General features: G+C 61.6%; 14 protein-coding genes and 2 pseudogenes. 15 read left to right on the forward strand and 1 reads right to left on the reverse strand.

Annotation, left to right across the window (positions count from 1 at the left end):
- The first annotated feature begins 3 nt into the window (after positions 1 to 3).
- The 8 genes and pseudogenes from K3M67_RS21200 to K3M67_RS21235 all read left to right on the forward strand — a co-directional run bounded on the left by K3M67_RS21200 (position 4) and on the right by K3M67_RS21235 (position 5,155).
- Positions 4 to 348, forward strand: a complete 345-nt coding sequence (locus K3M67_RS21200) for a site-specific integrase (RefSeq protein ID WP_285833344.1) — start codon at positions 4 to 6, stop codon at positions 346 to 348.
- Entirely contained in the window at positions 345 to 602 is a 258-nt protein-coding gene (locus K3M67_RS21205) for a hypothetical protein (RefSeq protein WP_502958914.1), read from the forward strand. The genes K3M67_RS21200 and K3M67_RS21205 overlap by 4 nt, the downstream gene beginning before the upstream one ends.
- Positions 603 to 894: 292 nt before the next feature.
- Positions 895 to 1,197, forward strand: a pseudogene (locus tag K3M67_RS21210) (integrase core domain-containing protein); the annotation flags it as partial.
- A gap of 42 nt (positions 1,198 to 1,239) precedes the next feature.
- Positions 1,240 to 1,454 (forward strand): annotated as a pseudogene (locus K3M67_RS21215) (transposase); the annotation flags it as partial.
- Between the two features lie 568 nt (positions 1,455 to 2,022).
- Entirely contained in the window at positions 2,023 to 2,766 is a 744-nt protein-coding gene (locus tag K3M67_RS21220) for a TetR/AcrR family transcriptional regulator (RefSeq protein WP_285833345.1), read from the forward strand.
- A gap of 99 nt (positions 2,767 to 2,865) precedes the next feature.
- Positions 2,866 to 3,687 carry a TauD/TfdA dioxygenase family protein gene (locus tag K3M67_RS21225; RefSeq protein WP_285833346.1) on the forward strand — a complete coding sequence of 274 codons (822 nt, stop codon included), beginning with the start codon at positions 2,866 to 2,868 and terminating at the stop codon, positions 3,685 to 3,687.
- 21 nt (positions 3,688 to 3,708) lie between these two features.
- On the forward strand, positions 3,709 to 4,569 hold the full coding sequence (locus K3M67_RS21230; protein WP_285833347.1) for an SDR family NAD(P)-dependent oxidoreductase: 861 nt from the start codon (positions 3,709 to 3,711) through the stop codon (positions 4,567 to 4,569).
- 28 nt (positions 4,570 to 4,597) lie between these two features.
- Positions 4,598 to 5,155, forward strand: coding sequence for a nuclear transport factor 2 family protein (locus tag K3M67_RS21235; RefSeq protein ID WP_285833348.1), 558 nt, complete (start codon positions 4,598 to 4,600; stop codon positions 5,153 to 5,155).
- Between the two features lie 152 nt (positions 5,156 to 5,307).
- On the opposite strand, the gene K3M67_RS21240 is transcribed toward K3M67_RS21235, so the two are convergent.
- The gene (locus K3M67_RS21240) at positions 5,308 to 6,804 is read right to left on the reverse strand and encodes an alkaline phosphatase D family protein (RefSeq protein WP_285833349.1); all 1,497 of its coding nucleotides are present in this window, start codon (positions 6,802 to 6,804) and stop codon (positions 5,308 to 5,310) included.
- 126 nt (positions 6,805 to 6,930) lie between these two features.
- On the opposite strand from K3M67_RS21240, the gene K3M67_RS21245 reads away from it, so the two are divergent.
- From K3M67_RS21245 to K3M67_RS21275, 7 genes are all read left to right on the forward strand, one after another.
- The gene (locus K3M67_RS21245) at positions 6,931 to 7,506 is read left to right on the forward strand and encodes an RNA polymerase sigma factor (RefSeq protein ID WP_285833350.1); all 576 of its coding nucleotides are present in this window, start codon (positions 6,931 to 6,933) and stop codon (positions 7,504 to 7,506) included.
- Positions 7,503 to 8,405 (forward strand): FecR family protein, encoded by a 903-nt coding sequence (locus tag K3M67_RS21250; protein WP_285833351.1) that lies wholly within the window; start codon positions 7,503 to 7,505, stop codon positions 8,403 to 8,405. The genes K3M67_RS21245 and K3M67_RS21250 overlap by 4 nt, the downstream gene beginning before the upstream one ends.
- Positions 8,406 to 8,490: 85 nt before the next feature.
- Positions 8,491 to 10,974 carry a TonB-dependent receptor gene (locus K3M67_RS21255; protein WP_285833352.1) on the forward strand — a complete coding sequence of 828 codons (2,484 nt, stop codon included), beginning with the start codon at positions 8,491 to 8,493 and terminating at the stop codon, positions 10,972 to 10,974.
- A 214-nt stretch (positions 10,975 to 11,188) separates the two neighbouring features.
- Entirely contained in the window at positions 11,189 to 11,725 is a 537-nt protein-coding gene (locus tag K3M67_RS21260; protein WP_285833353.1) for an RNA polymerase sigma factor, read from the forward strand.
- A complete protein-coding gene (locus K3M67_RS21265) occupies positions 11,725 to 12,696 on the forward strand; it encodes a FecR family protein (protein ID WP_285833354.1) in 972 nt (323 codons plus the stop codon). Before K3M67_RS21260 ends, K3M67_RS21265 begins: the two co-directional genes overlap by 1 nt.
- Positions 12,697 to 12,815: 119 nt before the next feature.
- Positions 12,816 to 16,010: a TonB-dependent receptor gene (locus K3M67_RS21270; protein ID WP_285833355.1), complete on the forward strand. Its 3,195-nt coding sequence runs from the start codon at positions 12,816 to 12,818 to the stop codon at positions 16,008 to 16,010.
- An 11-nt stretch (positions 16,011 to 16,021) separates the two neighbouring features.
- Positions 16,022 to 17,302, forward strand: a complete 1,281-nt coding sequence (locus K3M67_RS21275; protein ID WP_285833356.1) for a purple acid phosphatase family protein — start codon at positions 16,022 to 16,024, stop codon at positions 17,300 to 17,302.
- Positions 17,303 to 17,416: the final 114 nt, after the last annotated feature.

Here is a 17,416-nt window from a genome sequence, read left to right on the forward strand (position 1 = left end):
CGCATGGCGGCGCAGCCGGCGCGATCGGCGAGCGCACTCTACAAGATCGGGGAGCAGGCGCTGACACCGGCCGCCGTGCGGCTGATCATCAAGCGCACCGCGCTGGCTGCGGCTGATCAGGGATTGGTCGATCTCATGGGCACTGCTCTGGCCGAGGCGATCGACGCGCTCAGCACCCATTCGCTGCGGGTCGGCCTGACCCAGGACCTGTTCGCCAGCGGTGAGGATGCGGGACCGATTGCGCAGGCGCTGCGCTGGACCTCCACTGCGACCGCGCTCCGCTATGGTCGCAAGCTTGCGCCCTCCGCCAACGCCGCGGCCCGCATGCTGAAAGGCGTCAGAAAATGATGCAGTTGCAGCAAAGTCAGTCCGTCAATCAAAATGGCTACAGGGCACCGGGCGTGGTCTCTTTGTCCGTTCACCGGGTTGGGATCTCCAACGACCTGTTCGCGGCCGGCGAGGACATCGCCGGCGTCATGGATGCACTGCACTGGAAGCCACCGAGAATGGCGCTTCGCTATAATCGCAACCTGGCCGGCGACAATGGCGCGGTGGGACATCTGCTCTTCAAGATGAAATGGGTTGCGAGCCACCTCGCCTGAGCTTTCGTTCGCTTCGAACGGAAATCTTCGATCTTTAGAAGAGGCGCCATGGATTAAACTGCCCGCGCCGACCGTTTCCCGCCGGAAGCATCAAGCGTGCGGAACAAGTCGTGCGTCATGTCATATCGGCCTCTCGCGATATGAAACCAGAACGACTGCCGCTCATCACGCGCCGCAGCACTAGGGCGGCCAGGGGACCGTAACGGCGGTCGCCCACATCGATCTGCACCTTGCCTTTGCTTCCCCATCGCAACCTCCAATTTGTTTGGTGTTGCGACGACCGGTTGAGTCCGCCCAATATGTCTCCATCCGATACTCGGAGCGCCTCGCTGAGGCAGGTATCGAACCGTCTGTCGGCAGCGTCGGCGATAGCTATGACAACGCGTTGGCTGAGACGATCAACGGCCTTTACAAGGCCGAGGTGATACATCGGCGAGGACCGTGGCGTTCCTTTGAAGCCGTGGAATATGCCACCTTGGAATGGGTGGACTGGTTTAACAACCGCCGCCTGCTCGAACCTATCGGCAACATCCCGCCCGCTGAAGCCGAAGCACAATATTATGCCATGCTGGACGACGTCTCCATGGCTGCGTAACTTAAACCAAACAGCCTCCGGCAAACCCGGGGCGGTTCACACCGACTGGATGCAAATCCTGACACTATGCGCATACGACGCCAGACCGTCGAACATCCCTTTGCCACCCTGAAGGCCCGAATGGGCTACACGCACTTCCTCACAAAGACAAAACCGCGCGTCTCAACCGAGATGGCGCTCCATGTTCTCGCTTACAACTTGACCAGGGTGCTCACATCATGGGGAGTAAGGCAATCCTCAAAGCCATCGCGACCTAAAGGAAAGGCTGCGCTCAACTCGCGGCAATGCGGTTTTGTGAAATGAACTCCCTTCTCAAAACCACCGCTCCAGCGTTTTCACACGGCCTGGGTCGTTTTCTTGGCGCCAAACCCTACATAGTGGGACGAATCTTCCATTCCCTCGCCCTGTGCTCAACGCAGTTCTCTCGCCAAGGACCGGCACCCCGCACTCACCGGCGTCTGCGTACTCGCGAGGCTTGAAACGGGTGTCGGCTTCTCGCGCCAAACCCTGTTCGAATTAGCGCTAGTCCGCAGTATCGCACGCGAAACGGGCCGGCTGTCGAAATTGGTCCTGGAGCGGCAAAGCTCGCTTTTCCTGCGGCCCAAATGATGGGCTGGTTTCACCTATCTGCGCGCCACCGGCATCAACGCTTATCTCGCAGAACTCGACCTGACACTCATGGCGCCTCTCTCGACGTGGAAATACCCATGAATATCGGGTCAGTCACGACCGTCAGCAACCCTTTTGAAAGGGCCATCTTGATTATCGCTGCGTCCACATCCAGTTTCTGCCGCGCAGTTCTGCGCGTAATTGCGCTCTGCCTTTGTGCAGAATACCGAAAAAGCCGTATTTGCGATTCCTGCAAAGTCGCATACGGCCTTCGCCACAATGTTAAATCTGGGATCGGATTATTTTGATTTGGCCAAGCGCGTTTCAGAAGAAGCCACTGCAAAGGTGACGCTGCAAAAGCGACGCTTCGGCACGGATAAATCGGCGACCCGCACCCAGTTGCTCGACGCGGCGCTGGCGCTGATGGTGGAGGAAGGATATGCCGCCGTCAGTGGTCGAAAAGTGGCCGCGCGTGCGGGATTGAATGCCTCGCTCATCCACTATTATTTCCCTACGTCCGATGATCTGCTAGTGGCCGCCTACAGGCGCGGTGCCGAACAGAGCCTCGAACGCCATCGAGCGGCGGCACAGTCGGATGACCCACTGCGTGCGTTATGGACGCTCAGTATCGACCCCAGCCGCACCGCCCTCGCCATGGAGTTTATGGCGCTGGCAAATCACCGGAAGGTCATAGGCGAAGAAATCGCGCGCTATGCCGAACATATCCGCGCTGTTCAGATTGCGGCGGTTGAACGCTCTCTGGCGAACAGCCCCATCAACCTTGGACCCTGCACGGCCGCTGCAGCCACCGTCTGGCTGGCTGCGATGGCGCGATTGCTGGTGATGGAGGAAGGGGTCGGCATCCTGTCGGGACATGAGGATGCACGCCAACTGATGGATTGGCTCCTCACCAGACTGAGCCACCGCCCCGACGATGAATCTCGTGGCGACGCGGAGTAAGCGGTGATTTCTTGACCGATACCACCATGCAAAGCTAAGCACGTGCTTAGCGCAGCGTGCGTGTGGCGGCTTTACGGCTGCCTAAACGGGAGAGTGAAGATGCCGATTGCGGAGCAGCCCTGCTTTGAGGTCAGAAATCTGGCACCGCGTATCGGCAGTGGGATCGTGACGGACGTGGAGACGCTGCTCAGCGGCGCTTGCTCCGCGCAAATCCGCGCATTGCTGGAGGAACGGGGCGTGGTGGCCATCCGCGGCCTCAACCTGACGGACGACCAGCAAATCGCCTTCACCAAAACGATCGGCACGATCGTCGAGGAAAAGGCCTTCAAGATCACGATGGACCCTAAGGAAAATCCGGTCGCCGAATATATCAAGGGTGCCTTTTACTGGCATATTGATGGGACGATGGGCGACGTCCCGATCTTCGCATCGCTGATGAGCAGCCGCAAATTGTCGGACACGGGCGGCCAGACCGAGTTTTCCAACACCTATGCCGCCTATGACGATTTGCCCGAAGCGGAGAAAGTGGCGCTGGAAAAGCTCAAGGTCGTCCATATGTTCGAAGTGGCACAGCGCTATGTGCAGCCTGAACCAAGTCATGAACTGCTGAAAAGCTGGCAGACATTCCAGCCCAATGTCTTGCCGCTCATATGGACCCATCGCTCAGGTCGTAAATCGCTGGTGCTGGGTTCCACGGCATCGCATGTCGAGGGGATGGACCTTCGCGAAGGTTGGGCGTTGCTCACCCGGCTACGCGATTATGCGACGCAGCCCCAGTTCGTCTATCGGCATGAATGGACGCTCGGCGATCTTGTCATCTGGGACAATACAGGGACCATGCATCGCGCGCTGCCTTACGCCATGGACAGCGGGCGAATGATGCATCGCACGACACTGGCTGGCGAAGAATCCTTCGCCTGACATGATATCGGGGAACATCTGATGACAGCCCGTCCCGTAGCCGTGGTGACCGGTGCCAGTCGCGGCGCAGGGCGCGGCATTGCCATTGCCCTGGGCAGTCATGGCTGCACGGTCTATGTCACTGGCCGGTCCGAAAAAGCAGGCGATCATCCGCTGCCCGGCACGATCTGGGAAACAGCGAACGCTGTTACGCAAGCCGGGGGCAGGGGCATCGCCGTCCGGGTTGATCATGCCGATGACTCTCAGGTGGAAGCGCTCTTTGCGCGGGTTTCAGAAGATGAAGGCCGTCTCGACATTCTCGTCAACAATGCCTGCGCCTTGCATGATGATCTGACCGCCCCAGGCAATTTCTGGGAAAAGCCGCTCGCCATTGTCGAGATGCTTGATGTGGGCCTGCGGAGCGCTTATGTCGCCAGCTTCCATGCCGCCCCCCTGATGGTGGCGCAGCGGCACGGCCTCATCATGTTCACGTCCGCATCGGGCGCCGCCCATTATTCCTTTGGCCCTGCCTATGGTGGACACAAGGCGGGACTGGACAAGTTCGCAGCGGACATGGCGGTCGATCTGCGCCCCTTCCACGTCGCGGCCCTTTCGATATGGATGGGTGCGCTGCTGACGGATCGTTTGCGCATGGTCATCGCCTCCGACCCGATCAAATATAGGGATCTGGAAGCGGCGACCGAAACGCCTGAATTCACGGGGCACGTCATCTGGGCATTATATTCCGATCCTGCCCTGATGGACATGAGCGGCCAGGCAGTGATCGGGGCCGAGATGGCGGTGAAATATGGTTTTTCCGATCAGGGTGGTCGACAGCCGCGCTCTTGCCGCGACACGCATCAGGTTGCGCCACGCCAGCAATATCCGCTCATCTTGCGGTAGCGAAGAATAGCATTGAAGGAGGATCGCCATGGACGACATGCAATTGGCCCAACTGTGCCGTGACGTCGCCTATCTCAAGGACAGGCTGGCGATCCAGGATCTGATCGCACGCCATGCGCGCGGCCATGACCGGCATGATGTCGATCTGCTGACCAGCTCCTATCATGAGGATGGCGTTGATGAACATGGCCATGCCATCAACCCCGGTCCCCTCTATGCCCAGTGGTCCAACGCAGTCCATGCCGCCGGTTCGGATCAGCATCTCCATAACATCTCCACCCATCTTTGCGAGATTGATGGCGATGTCGCGCACTGCGAAAGCTATGTGATGGTGTCGCTGCTTGATCCCGGCGGAAAGACGGCGCGGATCGTCAACGGACGCTATGTCGATCGGGTCGAGCGCCGTAATGGCGAATGGAAAATCGCGTTGCGCCGCTCAACTGTGGACACGTTGATCACCGGAGACGCTTCGATCCTCCAGCATCCCAGATTTGTCGAGCAAGGTTATACCAAAGGTATGCGCGACAAAGGCGACGTCTCCTATCAAAGGCCGTTATCGCTCGATACGCCTGTTACCACATGGTGATGCCGTCCTTTCAGACTGCGATTGCCGCGATGCATTCGCGCCTGCCGTCAGCCAGAATTGATCCCACCTAGGCTGATAGCCGCCGTTCCGCAGCTGGGAAGCGAGAATTGGCAGCTGACCGTCGTATAAGTGGCGGGGAATGCCTTCAGCGCCTAAACTGCGCCGTGTTCGACCTGTTTCAGGATACTCGGCGCTGCCTGCGCCGATTTCAGATCCAGCGCACGAAACTGTGCGCCCAGCCGCTTCGGCTCGATCTCGATGCGGACATAGCCGCTATGGTTCAGGTCGCTAAAGCGGATATGGGGATTATTGGCATGGACATCGCCAAAGCGGCCGGGCGGGGGTGATTGAGCTGCAAGTGCGGAGGTGACGATCTCGGTCGCCACCGGCGGCTTGTCCTCAGCCTGATGCAGTTCGTTCAGCCAGAAACTGTGGACGTCGCCGCTCAGCACCAGGGTGTTGCGGACATTGGGCCGGCCGAGTTGATCCAGCAGTCGTGAGCGGGCGGCGGCATAACCGTCCCACTGATCGCTATAGACGGTGTCACCGGTGCCATCCAGCGCCAGCGGTGCGAAGAACACGCCCTGCGCGAGCAGGGTCCACGGCCGCCGTTCCGCGGCCAAGCGTCGCGCCAGCCACGCCTCCTGCGCCTGTCCCAGCATCGTCCGGTCAGGGCGCGAGCGTTCGGTACAATGGTTGAGCCGGACATTGTGCGCCACGGTCGGTGCGGCGCAGGGCGGACTGGAGCGGAACTGACGAGTGTCGAGCATCGAGAGCGACACTAGTTCGCCCCAGTCGACGCCGCGATAAAGGCGGGGACTGGCCATGGCGCGCCACAGGCTGGGGCGGATCGGCATATGTTCGAAATAGGCCTGATAGGCGGCCGCGCGCCGTGCTGCGAACATATCGGGCGGCAGTCCTTCGCGATTGGCGAGGGCGGCATAATCGTTCAGGACCTCATGATCGTCCCATGTGACGAGCCAAGGTACGCGGCGGTGCGCCTCCTGCAGGTGCGGGTCGGTGCGATACAGGGCGTAACGAGCTCGGTATCCGTCTAGGTCGCGCGGTTCGGGCGCGCCGAAGTCGCGGACCTTTGGCTGGTCGGGATAGGATGTTTCGTAGATATAGTCGCCGACCTGCACTATCAGGTCGGGATCGCCCGCCAGCATGTCGCGATAGGCGCCGAACCATCCCAGCTCCCAATGCTGGCAGGACGTCAGCGCGAGCCTAAGCCGGTCGGCCTGATCCGGCACGGTAGCGGTGCGTCCGACCGGACTGGTCGCGCCCAGCGCATGAAAACGATAATGATGAGGGCGCCCAGACCTCAGTCCCGCCAGTTCGAGATGGACGCTGTGCGCGGCCTGCGGATCGGCGCGCACCTCGCCGGTGCGCACGATGTCATGGAAACCTTCGTCTTCGGCAACTTCGTAGCGCACCGGGATGGCGCCGGCGAGGAGCGGCCGGGCACCGCGGCCTACCAGGCGGGTCCATAGTACGAAGCCGTCGCGGGAGGGGGCCCCGCTGGCGACACCCAGAGCAAAGGGATCGGCCTGCGCCGTGAAGGGCTCGGCCAGCGCGGTGAGCGGGCGGGCACCAAGCGCGGCCATGGCGCCAAGCACGGCGCGGCGATACCAGAGGAATTGCTGCATCTCGCGCCCTTATCGGCGGCGTTTGACACTATTGCGACAGCACCCTTGCATGAACCGCCCCCGATGTCCCGATTCTGTCATGTCCAAGGGCTAACCGCCCCGCTCGGCCAAAGGGGGAGCGCCGCCATGACCTGGTTGAGGGATGTAGACCGCTGGTTCATAGACGAGATCTTGCCGCACCGTGCCGCCTTCCTACGCCAGGCGGCGCGGTTGGTCCCGGCGACGGAGGCGGAGGATCTGGTGCAGGAGGCTTATGCCCGCACGATCAATGCGTCGCACCATCGCGAGATCGTAAATCCCCGCAGTTTCGTTCTCACCATTATCCGCAATCTTGCGCATGAGCGCCATCGCCGCGCGACGGTCGTTCGGTTCGAGCATCTGGCCGACATGGAAGCGATGGAAATTGCCGACAGTGCACCTAACCAGTTCGCGATCCTGTCGGGCAATCTGGAGCTGGCGCGGTTGATTGCGCTGATGGAAAAATTGTCGCCCCAGCAGCGTGCGGTGGTAAAGATGCGGCGGATCGAAGGATTATTGCCTGGCGAGATAGCGGTGCGGATGGGCTTGTCGGTCTCTACCATAGAGAAGCATCTTGCCAAAGGGCTGGCCATTCTTGCCTATGCAATGCAGGAAGCGCCACCGCAGGAAGAAGGAGCCCAGATCGCGCGCTTATGGCAACGCCACCGACACCAGAGAAAATGATGGAGGAAGCCGCCGGTTGGCTGGCGGCGCTCGATGCAGGCTCGGTCACGCCGCAGGCCTTCGAGCAATGGCGTGCGGCCGATCCCCGACATGCCGTGGCCTTCGCCCAGGTGGCCCATGCCTTCGAGCAGGTGGAGCGATTGCGCACGTTCGGGGATCGTCACGCCGATCTGGCGCCTGCCCCCGCGATCAACCGCCGCCGGATGCTGCAAGCGGGCGTACTGGCCGGTGGCGCATCGGTTGCCGGCGCGCTGCTGGCTGTGCGGGCTACTGCGCGCGAACATGCCGAAACCACGGTGGGTGAGCGGCGAGGGCTGGTGCTGGATGACGGCATCCGGATCGAACTCAACACCGGCACGCGGATCAGCTGGCGGACCGACAAGGAGCGTAGCCGCATCTGGCTCGAGCGGGGCGAGATCGGCCTTACGGTGCCGGCCGCGCCGCGTGGCAAGTTGGAACTGGAGGCCGGCGGCGCACGCTTCCGACTGGGCTTTGGCAGCTTCAATGCACGGCAGCAGCCTGAATCCTTCGACTTGCTCGTGCTGGACGGCGCGGCCGAGAGCGTGCGTGGTGGTCGGCTGGGCGCTGGGGCGATGGCACGGGTGATCGGCCAGGATGTCGCCGTCCGTCCGGCCGACACGGTGACGCTCGACCGGGCGCGCAGCTGGAAGGACGGACAACTGGTATTCGAGGGTGAGAGCCTCGACTTCGTCGTCGCTGAATTCAACCGCTATCTCGACCCCAGGATTGTCATCGCCGATCCGGCCTTGTCGCGCATCCGGCTAGGGGGGCGTTTTACAACCACCGACCCCAATGATTTGCTGGCTGCACTACATGCGTCCTTTGGCATCCGATCGCAGCGCAGCGCAAATGGCGCTATTACCCTTACGGCGGGCTGATAGAATTATTTTTGCAGGTGCGATGGCGGTCGCACCCGTCCCACCCATCCCACCCTCCGAGAGACGCTTCCATCGGAGGGCAATCATGAGTTTTCATTCGGTCGCACTACCCCTGATCCTCGCCGCGGCACCCGCCAGCGCGACGAGCGATCGCGCTATCGCATTCGACATCCCGGCGCAGAATATGGCCACGTCGCTGAACGAATTCGGTCGTCAGGCCGGCGTCCATATGGTCTTCCCCTATGACGCCATCGCCGGTCGCCGTTCGATAGCGCTCAAGGGCCGCTTTTCCCGCGCAAAAGCGCTGCGTCGACTGATCGCCGGGCGCGGCATGAACATCTCCTATGAAGGCGCCACGATGATCTCGCTCGCCGCCGCGAAGGCGCCGACCGCTCGGTCGACTGCCGAGGCCGGCGCGCGCATCGCGGACGGCGGTGACATCGTCGTCACCGCGCAGAAGCGCGCCGAGGATCTGTCGAAGGTGCCGCAGGCCATCACGGTCGTTTCGGGCGAAGAAGCAGCCAAACGCAAGATCACCGATTTCGCCAGTCTGGTTGACGAAGTGCCGGGCCTGTCGATCAATTACAGCACCGGCGGCGAAAGCTACGGCCTGCTCACCATTCGCGGCATAGGCGGCGCGGACGACTATAAGCCCAATGGCAGCCCGTCGGTCGCGCTGCATGTCGACGGAGTCTATCAAAGTTCCAACGCCTATCTGGGTATGCCGCTGTTCGATCTGGAGCGGATCGAGGTTCTGCGTGGTCCGCAGGGAACCCTGTATGGCCGCAATACCACGGCGGGCGTCGTCAACGCGATCACCCGCGGCGGCAGCGACAAGTTCGAAGGCTATGCTGATATCCGATATGGCAGCTACGACAACATGCGCGCTGAAGCCGCGATTGGCGGCCCGGTCAGCGACAATCTGCGTATTCGGCTGGCGGTGATGACCGACCAGGGCGGCGGTTACATGAACGGCAAGGGCGCGGGCGACCTGGCCGGCGCACAGATCAGCGTCGGCGGCGTGGTTCAGACCCAGGTACCGGCGATCAACGATCCGGGCGCGCGCAAGGGTTTTGGCGACAAGGATCTGTTCGCGGGGCGCGGGACGGTCGATATCGATTTCGGCCCGGATACCAGCCTGACGCTGAAGGCCTTTGCCAGCCGCGACAGGGGCGATGCGCGCCAATATGACCGCATCAGCGCGGCGGACGACAGCAGCGTTCTCAACGCCGGCGAGGATGATGATCCCTACAGCTTCTATTCGCGCGCCTATTTTCAGCAGAGGATCGACATCAAGGGAGCCTCGGTTCAATTCTCGCACCTGCTGAACGATGCCACCCGCTTCGACATGGTGGCCGGCTGGCAGTCCAGCCAGCGCAATATTGGTGGCAATGGCGACGGCACGCCCTATCCCCAATATGAATATCTGTTCGATGAGGATCTGAGCCAGGGTTCGCTGGAAATGCGTCTGCGCAACGAGCAGCAGGGTCGCTTCAACTGGCTGGTCGGCGGCTTCTACATGAGCGACAAGATCGACTATCAGAGCCAGTGGACCAGCTGGGCTGCGCGCACCATCTATCATAATATCCACAATCAGCGCCGCCGCAGCGCCGCCATCTTCGGCCAGGCCGATTATGAACTGCTGCCTAAGGTCAAGGTGACGTTGGGCCTGCGCTACACAAGGGATGATGTGGACTCGCAAGGTCGCAATGTCGACGACAATCCCTGGGGCATCTCAAACTACTCCACCTTTTTCGCGACGACGCCCAATTTTCAATGGGATAAGCAGTTCAAGGATGATGACGTGTCCGGTCGCGCGGCGGCGCAATGGTTCATCACCGATGACCTGAACGTCTTCGCCTCGGTCGCGCGTGGCTATCGGTCGGGCGGCTTCGACGGCACGTCGATCATGACGCTGGCCGAGACCGAGCCGTTCCAGTCCGAAACAGTGTGGGCCTATGAAGCTGGCGTGCGCTATTACAAGGGGCCGGTCCGCCTCTCGCTCGACGCCTTCGCCAATGATTTCGACAATCTTCAGGCGACGACGCGGCTCGACAATGACACCAATGGCCGCACCAATGTCGGCAAGGCCAAGACCCGCGGCTTCGAAGGCGCACTCGACCTCAACTTGCTGAACAGCGGCGGCCACAAGCTCGATTTCGACGCTTCGGGCACCTATCTCTATTCGAAGATAACCGAGTTCAATTCCAACCGCATCGCCGATGTGACCGCGACCGTGGGCGATCCATTGCCCGGTGCGCCCAAATGGACCGGCCGGGTCGGCCTCGTCCACAGCTACAGCTTCGACGATGGCTGGGTTCTCAAGAGCCGCGCCAATATATTCCATCATGGCAAGGAATCGAACCGTCTGAACGCGGTCGTCGGCAACACGTCGCCGGCCTACACGCTGCTCAACGCCCGGATCGAACTGGAATCGCCGTATGGCTGGTCGGTCTATGCGATGGGCCGCAACATCACCGACGAAGTCTATTATCCCGAAATGAACGGCGCATCGCGCATGGTTGGTGCGCCGGCGACCTATGCCGTGGGCGTTCGCCTGACCTTCTGAAAACTGGCCGAACGCCCGTCCCTTCCATAGGGGCAAGCCTTCGGGTCGCCCGGTGAGGCGCCATCAGCCAGCCCCCTGGCCGATGGCGCCTTCTCTTGTCTTTCGAGCCCCGACGCGGGCCAGGCGGGTTCAGCGAGGTTCGAATTTGGACTGCCTTTGAACTGTCATCCAAAATGTCTAGTCGCACCGCTCTCACCCGAGCCGGGAGTGTCGCGTGCTGTCTTCGATCAAGAGCGGACCTCCGGACAAGGAGCCGCAAGGCCAGGATTGGGACGCGATCCGGGCGGCTCTCCAACGTTATCTGCGCGCGCGCGGCACGCCGCCGGACCTGATCGACGATCTGGCCCAGGAAACGCTGGCACGTCTCGTCGAACTGGCACGGACCCAGCAGATCGGCAGTATGCTGGCGCTTGGCTTTCGCATCGCGGACAATCTGCGAGTGGATATCTATCGACGCGATAGCCGGCTGGTGACGGGCGTGGACGAAGAGCTGCGCAGCGAAGAACCGTCGCTCAATCGTGTGCTCGATTCCCGGCGCGCCATGGAGGTTTTCGAACGCTGCCTGCGCCGAATGCCTGCCTTGCGCCGCGAAGTGCTGGTCCGCCGGCGGCTCAATCAGGAAAGCTGTCGCGCCATTGGCGCCGACCTTGATCTCAGCACCAAGGCGGTCGAAAAGCATATCACGCGCGGCATGGTCGATCTGCGGCGCGCGCTGGATCAGGCGGGCATTGATCTGGTGGGACAGGACTGATGGGCCAGGAACTTCACTCTCTCGATTTGCAAGCGGCACAGTGGGTCGAGCGGATGAGCCGCCCCGTGCTGGACAGCGATGCGGCCGCCGATTTCGATCGCTGGATCCTCAAGGATCCACGGCATGTCGAAAGCTATGCGCGCATGTCCACCCTGTGGCAGTCAGGCGAACTTGAAGCCGCACTGGACGACAAGGCGACATCGCTGCATCCATCCAATGACGATGACATCGAGCCGGCCCCACAATTGCGCCAGCTGCGCCCGTCATGGCGGCGCGCGGTCCCGCTCGCGGCGGCGCTATGTGCGGTCCTGTCGATCGGCCTCGCGGCCCCACGCCTGCTGGTTCACAGAACGACCTATGCCACCGGTCTTGGGCAGAGCCGAACGGTGGCATTACAGGATGGTTCGACTATTCGCATGGATGCGGAGACGCGGATAAGGGTGCGGATCACGCCATGGTCGCGCGACATCACGCTCGAGCAAGGCGAGGCATTTTTCGATGTCGTGCATGAGCGGCTGCGTCCCTTTGCCGTCGATACTGGCGCGGCGCGGGTCTCGGTCCTTGGCACGGCCTTCGACATCGACCGGATCGGCGACGACACGCGCGTCATTCAGGTTTATCGCGGCCTGGTCAGCATTGATGCCGGTGTCGGGCGCCAATGGCGTCTGCCCGCCGGCAGCGGCTTGGAACTGGCCGGAAGCAGGGTCCGCAGCCTGACGGTAGGTGTCGGCAAGCATCCCGACTGGATGGACGGCTGGCTGGAGGCGAACGAGATGCCGGTGTCGCAACTGGTGCAAAAGCTCAACCGAGTGTCACATCGTTCGATCGAACTGGCCGATCCAGCCTTGGGTGAGTTGCTGGTCACAGGACGCTTCCCCACCAATGACCTCGAAGGCGTTCTGGACGCGATCGCCGCCATTCATGACCTCAACTGGCGCAGTGCGGGCAATCGCTACGTTCTGGATCGTTAGGGATGGTCATGTAATTTTCATGATAAGATCATGAAAATGTAAGAATAAATATTTGTCGGGTTTTGCTCTCATGGCGCGTCTGCCGCCTGAACTGTCTGTTCAAATGGGGGTATTATTCCATGTCAATTTTAAACCGGCCCGCCGTATCGGTGCTGGCCATTGCCGTAGCGAGCACGCTTGCCACGCCGGTGCAAGCGGCCGAGGCGCGTTACAGCTTTGCCATTCCCGCGCAGGATCTGGCGCAGGCGCTCCAGGAATATTCGCGCATCACCGGTACGCCGGTCGCCGCATCGCCCCATGCGCTGCGCGGTCGCCGCAGCCGGGCCGTATCCGGCACCATGTCCGCTGCCGCCGCGCTGCAGCAGCTGATCGGCGGCGCCAACGTCGCCATGCAGCGGCGCGGCAACATGCTGATCGCCAAGCCGCTTGCCATGCACAGCCAGCCTGTCAGCTTCGCCGATCGGACGCCCAGCGGCAAGGCGGCCGCGCCGGCACCGGCCCGTGCCGCCAGCGCGGCTGAAACGCCGAACAGTGACATCGTGGTCACCGGCTACATCGAGGCCGTGCAGCGTTCGCTGGAAACCAAGCGCGAAGCACAGGTCGTGTCGGATACCATTACCGCCGACGACATGGGCAAACTGCCCGCCAACAATGTTTCCGAAGCACTGTCTCGCTTGCCGGGCGTCAACGCGGTGCGCGATTCCGCCACCGGTGAGGGCGACCGGATCACGATCCGTGGCCTTTCGACCGAGCTCAACAATTATTCCATCAACGGCGTGCGCGTCGGCGGCGCGGGATCGCGCGACAATAATTTCTATCGCGGCGTGCGCCTGTCGGTCCTGCCGCCCGACGGCATCAAGCAGATCACCGTGTTCAAGACGCTGACGCCGGATCGGGACGGCGACGCGCTGGGCGGTTCGGTCGATATCTCGACGCCGACGGCGTTCGACCAGGCGTCGACTCATTTCCGCCTGTCGGCCGAAGGCGGCTTTCTCGACAAGTTCGATGATCGTAAGTCGGGTCAGGTCTCCGGCGCCTTTTCCCGGCAGTTCAGCGACAATTTCGGTGTTTTCGTCTCGGGCAGCTGGAGCCGCCGCAAGTCGCAATATGAACAAAATGGCGTGGACGGCGATAACCAGCCTGACAACTGGTACGACAATAGCGAGACGCTGGGCTGGGACCCCAATCGCTTCGTCATGCGCGGCATGGACCTGGCGTTGGGCGAGACCGACGTGAAGCGCTGGGGCGGCAATACCAGCATCGACTATCGCTCGGATCATCACGAGTTTCATCTACGCGGGCAGTATAACAAATATCAGAAGCAGGAATTCAGCAACCGCCTGAACTTCCGCAACGACACCGCGCAGAATTCAGCGCGCCTGTCACAGGTCGATGCCGACGACCGCAGCCTGGCGCAGCCCGATGACGTCGTGACGGGATATGACAAGGAACTGGGCCGAATCTATGGCTATACGCTCGACCAGATCGTAGACCGCGACGGCGACGGGATCATCACCGATGCGGACCGTTCGACCCGGTCCTTCTACAGCCTGAATGGTGGTTCGGGCACCTGGGACCCGCAGGGCTTCCGTCTGCGCCGTTTCTGGGAGGCGACCAGTGAGTCCGGCAGCCTCGCCTCGGCCAATTTCGGTGGCATATCGCGCTTCGGCGCCGTGACGATCGACTATGATGTCTCGTACGCCCAGTCGGAGGACAATCTGGACGACGGCTACACGCTAGAATTCCGCAGCGACAAATATGGTTGGCTGGGTAATACGGGCGTGCTCTTCTCCTCCTCGGAGGATGCCCGCTTCCCCAAATGGCTGCTCAATGATGCCGGCCTCGCCGCCGTGCAGGACCCGTCGGAATATGCCTTCAGCAGTCTGGAGGGCGAAGTCGGCGGTACGCGCGAAAAGCTGTGGCAGGGGCAGATGAACTTGACATGGAAGCCCGACAGCCCTTGGCTGGAATCGATCAAGACCGGCGGCAAATTCTACAACTCGCAGCGCCGCACCTATTCGGGCTCTTTTCTCAACCTCGAGACGGACGGCACCATGGCCGACTTCTCGCAATTCTATGGCAAGGATGTCACCAACCTGTTCGGCGGCGCCTATAGCGGCGTCTATCGCCTGGGCCAGACGCTCGCCAACAAGGCGATGCTGGCTGAGTTGCAGCGCGCGGAAAATGGCGAAAGCACGATGTTCGAGGGCTTTGCCGTCGACCCGTCGGACGCCGAACTGTCGAACGAGGACAGTTTCCGGTTCAACGAGCGTGTGATCTCGGGCTATGCGATGGCGACAGCGCGGATCGGCAAGGCGCAGATCATCGGTGGCGTTCGCGTGGAAGCGACCCGCAACAAGGTCGACGCCTATCTGATGGATGAGGTGCAGGGGGAACGTTTCACCACCGACCGCTCCAGCTTCACCAACATTCTGCCCTCGATCCACGTCAATTATGATTTCGACCGCAAGACCAAGCTGCGCGGTGCCGTCTGGACCAGCTTTGCTCGGCCCGACATTGCGCGCATGAGTTCCGCGCGCGAATATAGCTATGACACCGATCCGGACGGCGATGGCGAGGAAAATCCGACCGCCGACTGGGTGCTGGTCGGTATCGAGCAGGGCAATCCGAACCTCAAGCCGATGCGCTCCACCAATCTCGACCTGTCGCTCGAACATTATGCCGGCGACACCGGCGCTTATTCGGTGGCGATCTACTATAAGCATATCACCAACTTCCTGTTCCGCTCTTCATCTTCGAACATTCGCGACGGAACGCTGGGTGAGAATGTCGATCCGGCTGGCGTCGCGATTTCCATGCCCAACAATGGCAAATGGGCCGAGGTTTACGGCCTTGAGATCAGCGCCCAGCAGCAATTGCACTGGCTGCCCGGCATCCTGGGCTCGCTCGGCATCGGTGGCAATCTGACCCTGCAGCGATCCAAGGCAGTGACCGGCCTGTCCTGGCATCCGGAAGGTTACACCCTGCCGCTGATGGAGACGCCCGAGACCATCGCCAACCTGCAGATTTTCTGGGAACGCAAGGGCTGGGAAATCTATGGCGCCTGGAACTACCAGTCGAAATTCATGGGCGGTATCCAGGATTTCGGCAACGATCCCTATGAGCAGGCATACAGCTTCGTCGACCTGACCCTGCGCAAGACCTTCATGAAGAAGTCCTCGATCCAGCTTCAGGTTCGCAACCTCTTCGATTCCCACACCTATTGGGAAACGGTCTCGTCCGGCACCGGTGCCAGCCGGGCCTATATCAAGAATGGCCGCAGCTTCTCGCTCGGCGTCAACCTCATATTCTGATGGGAAACAGGATGATTGCGACCCGTATCCTTGTACATGCGCTGCTGATCGGCAGCGTGCTTCCCATCGGAGCGGCGGGGGCAGTTGATGCCCCCGCCGTACCCTCGGCTCCGCTTGCCCCCGCAACCGTCGCGCCGGAGCGGATCATACTCAACCTGACGGCCGACCCGGCGACCGAAATGGCGGTCACCTGGCGATCTGCCCCTGGCCTTGCGGGCCAGGTCCAATATGCGGTGGCGACCGCAAGTCCGGACTTCGTAAAGACGCCGATGACGATCGCCGCCGCCACCGACGACGCCACGCTGGCGGTGCGCGAAGATCCGGCCTTCCGTGCGGCATATCATTCGGCGGTGCTGAAAGGACTTCAGCCCGACAGCGTCTATGCCTATCGAGTGGGCGACGGTACATACTGGTCCGAATGGTTCCAGTTCCGTACCGCCGCCAAGGCGATGAAGCCGTTCCGCTTCATCTATATGGGCGACATGCAGAACCAGATATTGTCGGAAGCCTCGCGCACGTTGCGCATGGCCTTCCGCCAAGCGGGCGACGCGGCCTTCACCATCCATGCCGGCGATCTGGTCAATCGGCATGACAGCGACACCGAATGGGGCGAATGGTTTGCCGCCGGCGGCTTCCTTTATGCACAGACGCCGCAGATGCCGACGCCCGGCAATCATGAATATGTGAGGGATGAGGCCGCACGCGCCGGCTCCTCGATCACCGGACAGTGGCGGCGACAGTTCACGCTGCCGGACGATGGCCCGGCGGACGTGCCCGCCAGTCGCGAGACCAACTGGTATACCGACTATCAGGGGCTAAGGTTGATCTCGATCGATTCCATGCAGGTGGACCGTGACGAGAAGGCGCGCGCGTCGATCATCAAATGGCTCGACGGCGTACTGGCGCACAATCCCAGCCGTTGGACGGTAATGTTCCTGCACTTCCCGGTCTTCTCCAGCGAGCCGGGTCGGGACAATCCCAAGGTGCGGGCCGCGCTCAAGCCGTTGGTCGACAAATATAAGGTCGATCTTGTGCTCCAGGGCCATGATCATGGCTATGCCCGTGGCGCGATCGGGCCGGACGGCCCCACCCGCGATGACGCTGGATCGACCTATGCCGTGTCGGTGGCGGGGCCGAAAATGTACGATGTCGGCAGCCTGACATGGGCACGCAAGTCGGCCTCGCGCACACAAGCCTATCAGGTCATCGACGTCACTCAAAACCAGCTACACTATCGTGCCTACACCGCGACGGGTGGGCCTTTGGACGAAGTCATATTGCGCAAGCCCTGAATAGCCAGGTTGAGGCGGGACCAGGTATGCCCCGCCTCAAGGGGGCCGTTTGAATAGCCCCAGCAAGGCTTGGTATATCGCATATATGACAGGCGGTCGCGTTAGCCGACCTTC

Source organism: Sphingobium sp. V4 (assembly GCF_029590555.1).
Taxonomy (GTDB): Bacteria; Pseudomonadota; Alphaproteobacteria; order Sphingomonadales; family Sphingomonadaceae; genus Sphingobium.